Source organism: Oricola thermophila, from assembly GCF_013358405.1.
In the GTDB taxonomy this organism is placed as follows: Bacteria; Pseudomonadota; Alphaproteobacteria; order Rhizobiales; family Rhizobiaceae; genus Oricola; species Oricola thermophila.
Genome location: NZ_CP054836.1, coordinates 1,523,486 through 1,536,197, shown reverse-complemented (window position 1 = coordinate 1,536,197; position 12,712 = coordinate 1,523,486). Strand labels below are relative to the sequence as shown.

The 12,712-nt window shown below is 61.5% G+C and carries 8 protein-coding genes and 1 tRNA gene; all 9 read left to right on the top strand.

From position 1 onward, the window contains the following. The first annotated feature begins 2 nt into the window (after positions 1–2). The 9 genes from HTY61_RS07460 (at position 3) to HTY61_RS07420 (ending at position 12,462) form a co-directional block, all read left to right on the top strand. Positions 3–845 carry an ABC transporter permease gene (locus tag HTY61_RS07460; RefSeq protein ID WP_246272961.1) on the top strand — a complete coding sequence of 281 codons (843 nt, stop codon included), beginning with the start codon at positions 3–5 and terminating at the stop codon, positions 843–845. Beyond that, positions 842–1,810 carry an ABC transporter ATP-binding protein gene (locus tag HTY61_RS07455; RefSeq protein WP_175276194.1) on the top strand — a complete coding sequence of 323 codons (969 nt, stop codon included), beginning with the start codon at positions 842–844 and terminating at the stop codon, positions 1,808–1,810. The genes HTY61_RS07460 and HTY61_RS07455 overlap by 4 nt, the downstream gene beginning before the upstream one ends. Next, the gene (locus tag HTY61_RS07450) at positions 1,807–2,814 is read left to right on the top strand and encodes an ABC transporter ATP-binding protein (RefSeq protein ID WP_175276193.1); all 1,008 of its coding nucleotides are present in this window, start codon (positions 1,807–1,809) and stop codon (positions 2,812–2,814) included. The genes HTY61_RS07455 and HTY61_RS07450 overlap by 4 nt, the downstream gene beginning before the upstream one ends. A gap of 40 nt (positions 2,815–2,854) precedes the next feature. Then, a complete protein-coding gene (locus HTY61_RS07445; RefSeq protein WP_246272960.1) occupies positions 2,855–3,892 on the top strand; it encodes a DUF475 domain-containing protein in 1,038 nt (345 codons plus the stop codon). Positions 3,893–4,114: 222 nt separating this feature from the next. Continuing rightward, positions 4,115–4,188: transfer RNA gene (locus HTY61_RS07440), tRNA-Gly, on the top strand. Between the two features lie 438 nt (positions 4,189–4,626). Next, on the top strand, positions 4,627–7,425 hold the full coding sequence (locus HTY61_RS07435; protein WP_197945375.1) for a class I SAM-dependent DNA methyltransferase: 2,799 nt from the start codon (positions 4,627–4,629) through the stop codon (positions 7,423–7,425). A gap of 69 nt (positions 7,426–7,494) precedes the next feature. Then, entirely contained in the window at positions 7,495–9,234 is a 1,740-nt protein-coding gene (locus HTY61_RS07430) for a DUF262 domain-containing protein (protein ID WP_175276192.1), read from the top strand. Further along, positions 9,231–11,285, top strand: a complete 2,055-nt coding sequence (locus tag HTY61_RS07425; RefSeq protein WP_175276191.1) for a DEAD/DEAH box helicase — start codon at positions 9,231–9,233, stop codon at positions 11,283–11,285. Before HTY61_RS07430 ends, HTY61_RS07425 begins: the two co-directional genes overlap by 4 nt. Continuing rightward, positions 11,278–12,462: a GIY-YIG nuclease family protein gene (locus HTY61_RS07420; protein ID WP_175276190.1), complete on the top strand. Its 1,185-nt coding sequence runs from the start codon at positions 11,278–11,280 to the stop codon at positions 12,460–12,462. Before HTY61_RS07425 ends, HTY61_RS07420 begins: the two co-directional genes overlap by 8 nt. Positions 12,463–12,712: the final 250 nt, after the last annotated feature.

Below are 12,712 nucleotides of genomic sequence, written 5' to 3'. Positions count from 1 at the left end.
CAATGAACTGGCTAAACAAGATGCGACCGGGTGCCGGATTTCCCTGGCTGGCTTTCGGGTTCCTCGCGCTCCTTCTGATCTGCGTCGTCTTCGGTTCCGCACTGGCGGGGAGCGCCGCGACGAAAATGAACCTTGGAGCGCGCATGGTCCCGCCGGGCACGCTGGAAGGCGGGTTTCTCAACATACTGGGAACCGACTCGCTCGGACGCTCCATGCTCGCCCGCCTCGCATTCGCCGCGCGAATGACTCTGCTGATCGCCGGAAGCGCCGTGCTGTTCTCGCTTGTCGTCGGCGGCACGCTGGGGCTGATCTCCGGCTATTTCGGCGGGGTCGTCGGCGCTGTCCTCATGAGGATAGCCGACATATTGCAGAGTTTCCCGGCGGTGCTGCTCGCGATCGTCGTGCTCTACATCTTCGGCTCGGGGCCGCTCAATATCGTGATGGTACTCGCGGTGACCCGCGCTCCGGTCTATCTGCGGACGGCGCGCGCCCTCACGCTGGAGCTTCGAACCCGGCTGTTCACCGACGCGGCGCGCAGTTTCGGCGGAAGCGGGGCCTACATCCTGCGAAGGCACATCACGCCGATCGTCGTGCCGACCCTGCTGTCGATCGCCACGGTCGATTTCGCGGTCGTCATGCTTGCCGAAGCCGGCCTTTCGTTCCTCGGGATCGGCATTCAGCCGCCCGACGTGACATGGGGGCTGATGGTGTCGCAGGGGCGCACATACGTCGCCCAGGCGTGGTGGCTCGCCTTCCTGCCGGGGCTGGCGATCATGCTCACGGCCCTGTCGGCGAACATCGTTTCGAACTGGTTCCGTGAACAATCCGATGGAGGAGACCGTTGAAACCGGTACTGGATATCGAAGGTCTCCGGATCGAGATCGGCGCCCCGGGCGGGGCCGTGCGGGCTGTCGACGAGCTCAGCTACTCGGTCGGGGAGGGCGAGACCCTTGTCATCGTGGGCGAAAGCGGCTCCGGCAAGAGCGTCGGCCTGCTGTCGGCAATGCGCCTTCTTTCCGATCCGCCCTTCCGTGTGACGGGAGGCTCTGTCCGGTTCAACGGCCGGGACGTCCTGTCAATGCCGTTGCGCGAGTGGCGCCGGCTGGCCGGCGAGGAGATCGGAATGGTCTTCCAGGACGCCCTGACCTCGCTGAACCCGGTGTTCACGGTCGGCTGGCAGATCGCCGAACGCCTGCGGATGCAGGGCGTCGCCCGGGGCGCTGCAACGGATCGCGCAATCAAGCTGATGCAGGATGTCGGCATCCCGGACGCGGCAAAACGCTACAGGGCGTTTCCGCACCAGTTCTCCGGCGGGATGAGACAACGCATCATGATCGCGATCGCCCTTGCCTCCGGACCGTCGCTGCTGGTTTGCGACGAACCGACCACGGCGCTCGACGTGACCATCCAGGCGCAGATTCTCGAGCTCCTGAACCGGCATCAGCGCGAAAGCGGCGCGGCGATGATCATGGTAACGCATGATCTTGCCGTCGCTTCCGAGATCGCCGACAGGATTGCCGTTGTCTATGCGGGGCGGGTGGTCGAGGTGGGCGACATGGAAGACGTGCTGTTCCGGCCGCTCCATCCCTACACCTCCGCGTTGCTGGCCGCATCGCCGACCGAGGAGGAAGGGCGGTTGCCGCAGGCAATTCCCGGCACTGCGCCGAACCTGACCGGGCTGGGCGAAGGATGCGCCTTCGCCCCCCGCTGCTCGCGCGCGTCCGAACTCTGCGGCAGGGTTTCTCCGCCCCGTGTGGAGAACGGCACCCATGCGGCACTCTGTCATCACGCCCTGGAGGTGCCGGCATGAACCATGCAAATGGCGACGGGATGGCGCCGCTGCTTGCGGCCAGGAAGCTGTCGAAAACGTTCCGCATCAAGGAGCGTCACGGTCTGAAACGGTTCCCGGTGGACATTCGGGCGGTGGAAGAGGTCGATCTCGTCGTGGGACGCGGAGAGGTGCTCGGCATAGTCGGGGAATCGGGGTGCGGCAAGACGAGCCTCGCGCGCACGCTTCTGCTTCTGGAGCGGGCGAGCGGCGGCACAATCGAACTCGGCGGCCGAGCGGTCGACCCGGCGGACAGGGCCCAGGCCGCCGAATACCGCAGGGCGGTACAGATGGTCTTCCAGGATCCCTATGCCTCGGTCAATCCGCGGATGACGGTTGCGGAAATCGTCGAGGAACCCCTGTTGCTCCAGCGCCCGGAACTTGACCGGGCGGCACGGCAGCGAATCGTCCGCGAGCGGCTGGAGGAAGTGTCGCTGGGCGAGCAGTACATGGGGCGCCGCGCCCGCGGCCTCTCGGGCGGCCAACTGCAACGGATCGGCATCGCGCGCGCGCTCGCGGTCGATCCGAGCCTGCTGATCTGCGACGAGCCGGTATCGGCCCTTGATGTCTCGATCCAGGCTCAGGTACTGAACCTGCTTGCCGACATCCGGGAAACGCGCGGTTTGTCGATGGTGTTCATCAGCCACGATCTCTCCGTGGTGAGGCAGGTCTGCGACCGCGTGGCGGTGATGTATCTCGGGCGAATCGTGGAAACGGGGCCGACGGGCCTTGTACTCAGGCATCCGGCACATCCATATACGCAGGCGCTCGTCTCGTCCGAGCCCAGGCTCGCGCGCAAGGGCGCGGCGCGGGAAAGGATCATACTGCGCGGCGATCCACCCGGTCCGTCCACGAAAAGCGAGGCGTGCGTGTTTCAGAAGCGTTGCTGGAGGTCGCGACAGTCTTGCGACCGGCAGCCGGCGCTGGAGACAGTCGAGGAGACCCATCTCGCCGCCTGTCATTTTCCTGCCGACAGTGGCCGCTAGCCGGCTGCTCATCGTCCACGAACTGCATCGGAGATATCGAGTGAAATCGCTGTTCGCCTACCTGAAATGGGCGTTCGTCGCCACGGCGGCCGGACTGGTCGCTTGCTTCTGGCTGGGGTGGCAGCATGTCGGCACGGCCGGCGGCGCGCTGACATTCCTGCTGATCGGGACGGTTCTCGCCGTGCTCGAGATTTCGCTTTCCTTCGACAATGCCATCGTCAATGCGAACAAGCTGAAGACAATGTCGCCGGTCTGGCGCCGGAGATTCCTGACGTGGGGAATCCTGATTGCGGTGTTCGGCATGCGGATCGTCTTTCCGCTTGCCGTCGTCGCCGTCGCGGCGCGGACCGGCCCCTTCGATGCAGTCATCCTCGCGGTCACCGAACCGCGCGCCTATGCCCGCCTGATGCACGAGAGCCACCTGGCGATCGCCTCCTTCGGGGGCACCTTCCTGATGATGGTCGCGCTCAGCTTCTTCATCGATCACGAGAAGGAGGTTCACTGGCTCCATTCCATCGAGGGGCGCCTGTGCCGCATGGCCGACATTCGCGGCGTCGCCTACGGGCTCGTCCTGCTGGTCGTGCTGGCGTTTTCCGTTGCTCTGCCCCCGGCCGAGCAGGCGACGTTCTTCCGGTCGGCGATCCTGGGGCTGGTCGTCTTCCTGATGGTCGATGCGCTGAGCCATGTCCTCGACGAGGGCAGCGCGATCCGCGCAGCCGCCCGCCAGGGAGGGCTGGGCGCCTTTCTCTACCTGGAGGTCCTGGACGCCAGCTTTTCCTTCGACGGCGTCATTGGCGCCTTCGCGCTGACGCAGAACCTGTTTCTCATCGCGATCGGGCTGGGCATCGGTGCGATGTATGTCCGTTCGATGACGATCATGCTTGTCGAGAGGGGGACACTGAATCGTTTCCGCTTTCTCGAGCACGGGGCGTTCTACTCAATCCTGAGTCTCGCCGTCGTCATGTTCGGCCAGAGCCTGGTTCACATACCCGAAGTGGTCACGGGACTGATCGGCGCATCGATAATCGGGCTGTCGCTGCTGTCGTCGATCCGCTTCAACCGGGCGATGTCGACCTGACCGGTCGCGACCCGGTCGGGGACGCGCAGCCGGTGACGGGTGGTTCTGCCGGGTGGTCGAACGCGCGGATACTGCGGAACGGACGCGGCATTGGCGGTCGCGTCCGGGCCGGGCGCCGGCAGGCGGAAAACCGTTTCGGCGGGAGTTCGCGTGAATGCAAAGGGGCGGCTTGCGATTTTCCGGTTGTCAAATCGTTCATGCCGTGGCTAATTTCCGGCCGCCGCGGGTGTAGCTCAATGGTAGAGCAGCAGCTTCCCAAGCTGACGACGAGGGTTCGATTCCCTTCACCCGCTCCAATGCCTCCTCAAAGAAGCCTATAAAAATCAACAGATTGCCCCAATTCCAAGTTTTCAGCTTTGTTGTAGGACTGTTTTTTGTGTAACAAACTGTGCAACAATTGAGGCGATTTGGCTGGGCTTTGCCCGCAGCGGCGGGTTCTCGATTCGGTCGGGATCTGTGTTTCGATAGCGCTGGATGTCTGATCGGGTGAGTCGGTCATCCGGATATCGTCGGCGCGATTCGGATAATGCGCGGCCGGGTAGGGCCTTCAGGGGCGATCATGCCCTGGCATTCATTCTACCGGCCCTCCAGCCCTCACGACACTGCCACCAATCCGCACGCTCCCATTGACAGCCACCAGGCAGCCCGGTTGTTGATGTCTTGACTGTGCAGAAGGGAATTTCGTTCATCTCGAAAGTCGGGAGACGACAGATTCGGGCAAGGGGCAGGCGGACATGAATCCGGTCGAGATCGAGGAAGCGGTATCCCAACTGGCCGAACAGCCGTTCGACGCGGAGGAGTTTCCCTATGCGTTCCTGCAGGCATTCGGGCACAAGGACGCGACGCTCAAGCGATTGCGCAAAGGAGCAGCCAACAAGTCGGACATAGGTGGCGTGCTGCATGCCAACCAGATCCACATCAAGACCTGTTCGAGGGGAGAGGTCACGGCGACGCTTGCGACCCTTCGCGAAAGCGCTGCCACGACGAAGCACAAGGCAAAATTCATCCTGGCGACCGATGGCGAGGACTTCGAGGCCGAAGATCTCGGTTCGGGCGAAACGGTGGCCTGCGCCTATCCCGACTTTCCGGACCATTTCGGCTTCTTTCTGCAGCTTGCCGGCATTTCGACCGTCAGGCAGATCAGGGAAAGCTCGTTCGATATCCGGGCCACCGGCCGGCTGAACAGGCTCTATGTCCAGCTGCTGAAGGACAACCCCGACTGGGCGAAGGTGGATCGCCGGCACGACATGAACCACTTCATGGCGCGGCTCATCTTCTGCTTCTTCGCCGAGGATACGGACATCTTCATGGGGGACAACCTGTTTACCGCCACCATCGACCAGATGAGCACGCGGGATTCCTCCAACACGCATGAGGTGATCTCGGAAATCTTCCGGGCCATGAACACGAAGCCCGCCGACCGGGCTGACGCCAGGATACCGCGCTGGGCCGATGCCTTTCCCTATGTGAATGGCGGGTTGTTCTCGGGCAGCGTTGCTGTGCCGCGCTTCTCGAAGATAGCGCGGACCTATCTGCTGCATATCGGCAGCCTGAACTGGAAGATGATCAACCCGGACATCTTCGGCTCGATGATCCAGGCGGTCGCGGATGACGAAGAGCGCGGCGCGCTCGGCATGCACTACACCAGCGTGCCGAACATATTGAAGGTGCTGAATCCGCTGTTTCTCGACGATCTGCGTGAAAAGCTGGACGAGGCGGGCGACAATCCGCGCAAGCTGTTGAACCTGCGCAAGCGCATGGCGCGCATCCGGGTGTTCGACCCGGCCTGCGGCTCGGGCAATTTCCTGGTCATCGCCTACAAGCAGATGCGCGAGATCGAGGCGGAGATCAACCGCCGCCGCGGCGAGCCGGACCGCCGCAGCGACATTCCGCTGACCAATTTCCGCGGCATCGAACTGCGCGATTTCTCCGCCGAGATCGCGCGGCTGGCGCTGATCATCGCCGAGTATCAGTGCGACGTGCTCTATCGCGGCCAGAAAGAGGCGCTGGCCGAGTTTCTGCCGCTGGACAGCCAGAACTGGATCACCTGCGGCAACGCCCTCAGGCTCGACTGGCTGAGCATCTGCCCGCCGGCCGGAACGGGCGTGAAGCACCATGCTGATGACTTGTTTCACTCGCCGCTCGATCAGGCGCAGATAGATTTCGAGAACGAGGGCGGCGAGACCTATATCTGCGGCAACCCGCCCTATCTTGGCTCGAAATGGCAGAGCAAGGAACAGAAAGAGGATCTCAAAGTCATCTTTGACGGGCGGGTGAAAAGCTGGAAATCGCTCGACTATGTCGCGGGCTGGTTCATGAAGGCCGCCGATTACGGCCAGCACACAGACTGCACCGCCGCTTTCGTGTCCACCAATTCGATCTGTCAGGGGCAGCAAGTGCCAATCCTCTGGCCCGCGATCTTCGAGATGGGGTTCCACATCGCCTTTGCCCATACCTCGTTCAAATGGGCCAATCTTGCCAGCCATAATGCAGGTGTCACCGTGGCGATCATAGCGGTCTCGAATATGACCAACCAGACGTTCAGGCTCTACAGTTTAGGTGCCGACGGCGAGACCGTAATGAAGGAGGTTGAACAAATTAACGGCTATCTTGTTCAGGGGCCAAGTGCATTTATTTCGCAGCGCAGAGATAATCTCAGTGGTCTCAGCCAAATGCTGTTTGGAAACATGCCCCGAGATGGCGGTCATTTAGTGTTGTCAGACACAGAAAAACAAAACCTTTTGGAGAAGTATCCGGACCTTGACCGCTTCATTCGTCCGTATCTCGGGTCAGAAGAAATTATCCAAGGTAAAGTGCGGTGGTGTTTTTGGATCGAAGATTCAGATCAAGAATTCGCGGCGGGGCATGCTTACTTGTCGAGCGTACTTGCCGCTGTCAGTGAAAACCGTATGAAGAGTCCTGCGGCTTCAACTCAAGAGTTCGCGAAGAGACCGCATAGGTTTGTGCAAATTGCAGGAACGGCGCAGGTGCATTCACTTGCTGTGCCGACGGTCACTTCCGAGAATAGGCACTATTTGCCTGCGTCTTTGTTGAGCGGAGATACAATTGTATCAAACCTCGCCTTCGCCCTCTACGATGCCCCGCTGTGGAACATGTCGTTGATCGCGTCACGCCTCCACCTTGTCTGGATCGCCACGGTCTGCGGTAAGTTGGAAACCCGATACCGCTATTCCAACACCCTCGGCTGGAACACCTTCCCCGTCCCCAAGCTGACAGAGAAGAACAAGGAAGACCTGACCCGCTGCGCCGAGGATATCCTTCTGGCCCGCGAGGCGCATTTTCCCGCCACCATCGCCGACCTCTACAAACCCGACGCCATGCCCGAAAACCTCCGCGCCGCCCATGACCGCAACGATGAGGTACTGGAGCGCATCTACATAGGCCGCCGCTTCCGCAACGACACCGAGCGGCTGGAGAAGTTGTTCGAGCTATACACGAAAATGACGAAGGGGAAGGGGCGGCCGACCGCTTCGGCCTCGCAGAAGGGGAATGGCGAGCACGAGTTCCATTGAGCTTGCACGTCGCAGAGCGCCAGGCAGGAGTGAAGCCGGAAGGCCGGGCACGAAATCAAGGAGGAGACATTGGAAGCGCGCAACAAGACCATTGAGCAGTGGTTTTCCATGATCCAGCAGGGGCAGGTGGTGCTGCCCAGGTTCCAGCGCCACGAGGCCTGGGGACGGGGGCAGATCGCGGCCCTGCTCGAAAACGTTGTCCGCAAGCCGCCACTGCCCATGGGCACGCTGCTCGTACTGGAGATCGGGAACGAGGAGCCGTTCCATTCTCGCCCGATCGTTGGCGCACCCGCCCCGGACACGGGAACCCGGCCATCCATGCACCTGCTGGACGGCCAGCAGCGCATGACGGCGCTTTGGCGCAGCCTCAACGACGACTATGACGACCTGACGCTGTTCATCTCGTTCAGGGAGGCCGATCCCGAAATCGATCCAGACGAGGCCGCGCAGGTGGATGCGCCGCAGGTGGTTCCGGTCAAGCGGTGGTTCCGCAAGGACATACGGCAGCCCGTCTGGGCGGATGACCCGGTTCAGCAATTCGAGCGTGGCCTGTTTCCGGCTTCGCTTCTCGTTCCGGGCAGTGGCGGCGAAAAGGCCCTGAAGACATGGCTTGCCACGGTCGGCGAGAGCGGCGCCAGCACGGCGGAAATGCTGCCGCGTCTCTACGAGTTGAGGGGACGCGTTGCCAATTACATGATTCCTTTCCTGGCCCTTGGCGTGGAGACCGGACGCGAAACCGCACTCGATGTCTTCATTCGCATGAATACGTCCGCCTCACCGCTGAAGGATTTCGATATCGTCGTGGCCCAGCTGGAGGAGGCGACAGGCCAGTCCCTGCACGACATGGTGGAAGAATTGCTCGACGACGCTCCGCAGGCGCGCGAATACGGCAAGGTCGAGGATATCGTCCTGTCTGTCGGCGCCCTTCTCATGGGGCGTGCACCCCTGAAGAAGACATATCTGGAGAAAGGCTTCGGCAACGAGCTTGCGAATGTCTGGCAGGAGGTGAAGCGCGGCTTCGCGCGCGGGCTTCCGTTCCTGCAGCAGGAGGCGTTGTTCAACGAGAAATGCCTGCCGACGGACGTCGCCGTCTATCTGACCTGCGCGCTTTGGGCACGGGCGCCCGAGGAAGGGTTCGATGCGGAAGGCAATGCCCGCGCGCTGATCAGGAAGGTATTGTGGCGCGCATGCTATACCGACCGATACGGCAAGACTTCCGCCACACGGGCCTATGCCGATTTTACAAGATTGTCAGGTGCGCTCGACGGCGGGGGCAGCGCGGATGCCTGTGAGCTCTTTGACGAGGAACAGTATCCGATTGCCGACGTCAGCCAATTGATTGGCGCCGGCTGGCCAGGTCGCAAGGATCGGCTGCCTCGCGCAATCCTTGCAACGGCATTGCGTGCCGGCGGGCATGACTTCGCCGACGGTGCCCCGATCGGTCCGGGCAATATTGCCCGGCGCGAGTATCACCATCTCTATCCCGTCGCGATACTGAGCGGAGACCGTCGCGACGCGCTGGTCAATCGCGCACTCAATTGCGCACTCATCACGTGGCGGACCAACCGGAAAGTGGCCGCCAAGACGCCAAGGGAATATATCGAGGCGCGGGCCGAAGCGGCAAATCTCGGTGAAGAGGTTGTCCGCCAAAGGCTGGCAACTCATCTGATACCGTATGATGCGTTGATAGCCGGCGATTATGACGCTTTCCTGAATGCACGTGCCGAGCTGATTGCGTGCCACATGAAGGCGTTATGCGATGGACATATTCCGTCATGGTTCCCGACAAACCCTGGAACCGTGCAATGAGTGACATGAGCTCCGTACCCTTTGTCTCCGTCTCCTATGCGCAAACCGGCAGTTCGACCCGGTCCAACGAGCTCGGCATGCGGCCGATGCAGGAGCGCGCCTACGAGAAACGCGGCGAGCAATACCTGCTGATCAAGTCGCCGCCTGCATCCGGCAAGAGCCGTGCGCTGATGTTCATCGCGCTCGACAAGCTGGAGAACCAGGGGTTGAAGCACGCAATCATCGTCGTGCCGGAAAAGTCGATCGGCGCCAGCTTCCACGACGAGCCGCTGAGCAAGTTTGGTTTCTGGGCCGACTGGAAGGTGGAGCCGAAATGGAATCTGTGCAACGCGCCCGGCGGTGACAATGGCGGCAAGGTCGATGCCGTCGGCTCATTCCTTCAAAGCGGTGACAAGGTGCTGGTGTGCACCCATGCGACGTTCCGTTTCGCCGTCGACAGATTCGGCGTGGAGGCCTTCGACGACCGGCTGATCGCCGTGGACGAGTTCCACCACGTCTCGGCCAATCCCGACAACAAGCTGGGCCAGCATCTCGGTCAGTTCATCGCGCGCGACAAGGTGCATATCGTGGCGATGACAGGTTCATATTTCCGGGGCGATGCCGAGCCCGTGCTGGCGCCCCATGACGAGGCAAAGTTCGACACCGTTACCTATACCTACTATGAGCAGCTCAATGGCTACGAGCACCTGAAGTCGCTTGACATCGGCTATTTCTTCTACAACGGGCCCTATGTCGACGACATCGCCAAGGTGCTCGACACCGACGAAAAGACCATCGTTCACATTCCCAATGTCAATTCGCGCGAGAGCACCCAGCGCGGAAAGACCACCGAGGTCAGCGAAATCATGGATGCGCTGGGAACCTGGGAAGGCAAGGATCCGGTGACAGGCTTCGACCTGGTCAAGCGCGCGGATGGCCGCGTGCTCAGGATTGCCGATCTTGTCGATGACGGACCGGATCGGCATGCCAAGGTGCTCGCCGCTCTCAAGGATCCGGCGCAGAAGAACAACCGCGACCATGTCGACATCATCATCGCGCTGGGCATGGCGAAGGAAGGCTTCGACTGGATCTGGTGTGAACACGCCCTGACAGTCGGCTATCGCAACAGCCTGACGGAGATCGTGCAGATCATCGGACGGGCGACACGCGATGCGCCGGGCAAGACGCGGGCTCGCTTCACCAACCTGATCGCCGAGCCGGACGCTTCCGAAGAGGCAGTGACCGAGGCGGTGAACGACACGCTGAAGGCGATTGCCGCAAGCTTGCTCATGGAGCAGGTGCTGGCGCCGCGCTTCAACTTTACGCCGAAGACGGATACGAGTGGCCCCGCCGAAGGCTACGATTACGGGGAGGGGGGCTACGATCCGGAAAAATGCAATGTCGGGTTCAATGAAGAAACCGGGCAGTTCCAGATCGAGATCAAGGGACTGGCGGAGCCAAAGAGCAAGGAGGCCGAACGCATCTGCCAGGAGGATTTGAACGAGGTCATCGCCGCCTTTGTGCAGGACAAGAACACGATCGAGCGCGGCCTGTTCGACGAGGAACTCGTGCCCGAGGAACTGACCCAGGTACGCATGGGCAAGATCGTCAAGGACAAATACCCGGAACTTGAGGACGAGGACCAGGAAGCGATCCGCCAGCATGCCATCGCGGCGCTCAACCTGACCCAGCAGGCCAAGAAGGCGATCATCGAGGGTGAAGACGCGGTGAAGGGCAACACGGCGCTGATCGACGGTGTTCGGCGTTTCGCAATGGATGTCCGCGAGCTGGATATCGACCTCATCGACCGGATCAATCCGTTCGGGGAGGCCTACGCCATTCTTGCCAAGACGATGAGCGAGGACAGTCTCAAGCAGGTCGCGACGGCCATCGCGGCAAAGAAGACGCGCATTTCGCCGGAAGATGCCAAAGCGATCGCCAAGCGGGCAGTCGAGTTCAAACGGGAGAGGGGGCGTCTGCCTTCTGTGACCGCGACGGATCCATGGGAGCGGCATCTGGCGGAAGGCGCGGCGGCGTTCGTTCGGTACAAGGACGAGGGCCGCTATGCGTGATCCCGATCTTGATGAGCTTCGCGCCGAACTTGAAGAATTTGCCCAGCCCGAGAAGAAGGCGAGTCGATCGCCTCGCGAGGAGCGCATCATTGCCGGTTTCGAGGAGATCCAGCGCTTCGTGGACGAGCATGGCCGCGCGCCCCGGCACGGCGAGGACCGAGACATCTTCGAGCGGCTCTATGCAGTGCGGCTTGACCGGATACGCAAGCTGGAGGATTGCCGGACATTGCTCGCGCCGCTGGACCGACAAGGCCTGTTGAGTGGAGCCGGGACGACAGCTGATGCCGGGTCGGACGATATGGACGAGGATGAGCTCGCAGCCGAACTCGGCACCATCAACGGATTCGAGATCACCGAGCTTCGCCATGTCCGCCCGAGCGCAGAGAAGCGGGCGGCAGAGGAGATCGCCAGTCGTCAGCGCTGCGAAGACTTCAGTAAATTCAAACCACTGTTCCAGAAAGTTCAGGAAGAGCTTGATGCCGGAGTTCGCGAAACTCGGCCATTTGAGCTGAAAGCCGAAATCAGGCCGGGCGCATGGTTCATCGTTGGTGGCCAGAAGGCCTATGTCGCGGACATGGGCGAGGTCTTCACAAACGATCAGGGGCGATCCGATGCACGGCTGCGCGTGATCTTCGACAACGGAACGGAAAGCAACATGCTCATGCGCTCGCTCCAGCGGGCACTGAACAAGGACGAGGCGGGGCGGCGCATCACGGAGCCCGTTGCCGGCCCCCTGTTTTCCGATCAGCACGGTGACGAGGACCAGGCGAGTGGCACGATCTATGTCCTGCGCAGCAAGTCGGATCTGCCGCTTGTAGCCGAGAACCGCGATCTGGTTCACAAGATCGGCGTCACCAACATGAGCGTCGAGCAACGCATAGCGGGTGCGCGGCTGCAGCCGACCTTCCTGATGGCGGATGTCGAGGTGGTCGCAACCTACAAACTCTTCAACATCAACCGCTCCAGGCTTGAAAAGCTGATCCATCGCATCTTCGATCCGGCGAGGCTGGACATCGAGATCAGGGACCGGTTCGGCAATCCGGTCGTGCCGCGGGAGTGGTTCCTCGTTCCGCTTTCGGCCATCGACGAGGCCATCAGGAAAATCAGGGATGGGACGATTGCCGGTTACGTGTATGACCCGCAGAGCGCCCAGCTTGTGCGTCGCGGGACGGAGTGATCTGGCTACGTTCGAGATCTGCCGGACCTGGTTATGTATATCCGACTGTCGATGTCAGTCGCCTTGTTCTGGTGCGCTATGGTGTTCTTTTACCATTTGGTGGATAGGGTACGCTCCTTGGCTTGCTTCTAATCGCGTGGCGTGGCCCCGGTTGCAAAGAGTTCAGACTTTACAAATTTTTCCGCGCAGTATCGTCGTATTGCCTTGGGCGCTATCGCAGTCCATGGCGGAAGCGTCCATATCTGAACGT

Coding starts and splice junctions, on each gene's coding strand:
- HTY61_RS07460 (WP_246272961.1), top strand. CDS start 3: ATGAACTGGCTAAACAAGATGCGACCGGGTGCCGGATTTCCCTGGCTG.
- HTY61_RS07450 (WP_175276193.1), top strand. CDS start 1,807: ATGAACCATGCAAATGGCGACGGGATGGCGCCGCTGCTTGCGGCCAGG.
- HTY61_RS07435 (WP_197945375.1), top strand. CDS start 4,627: ATGAATCCGGTCGAGATCGAGGAAGCGGTATCCCAACTGGCCGAACAG.
- HTY61_RS07425 (WP_175276191.1), top strand. CDS start 9,231: ATGAGTGACATGAGCTCCGTACCCTTTGTCTCCGTCTCCTATGCGCAA.
- HTY61_RS07420 (WP_175276190.1), top strand. CDS start 11,278: ATGCGTGATCCCGATCTTGATGAGCTTCGCGCCGAACTTGAAGAATTT.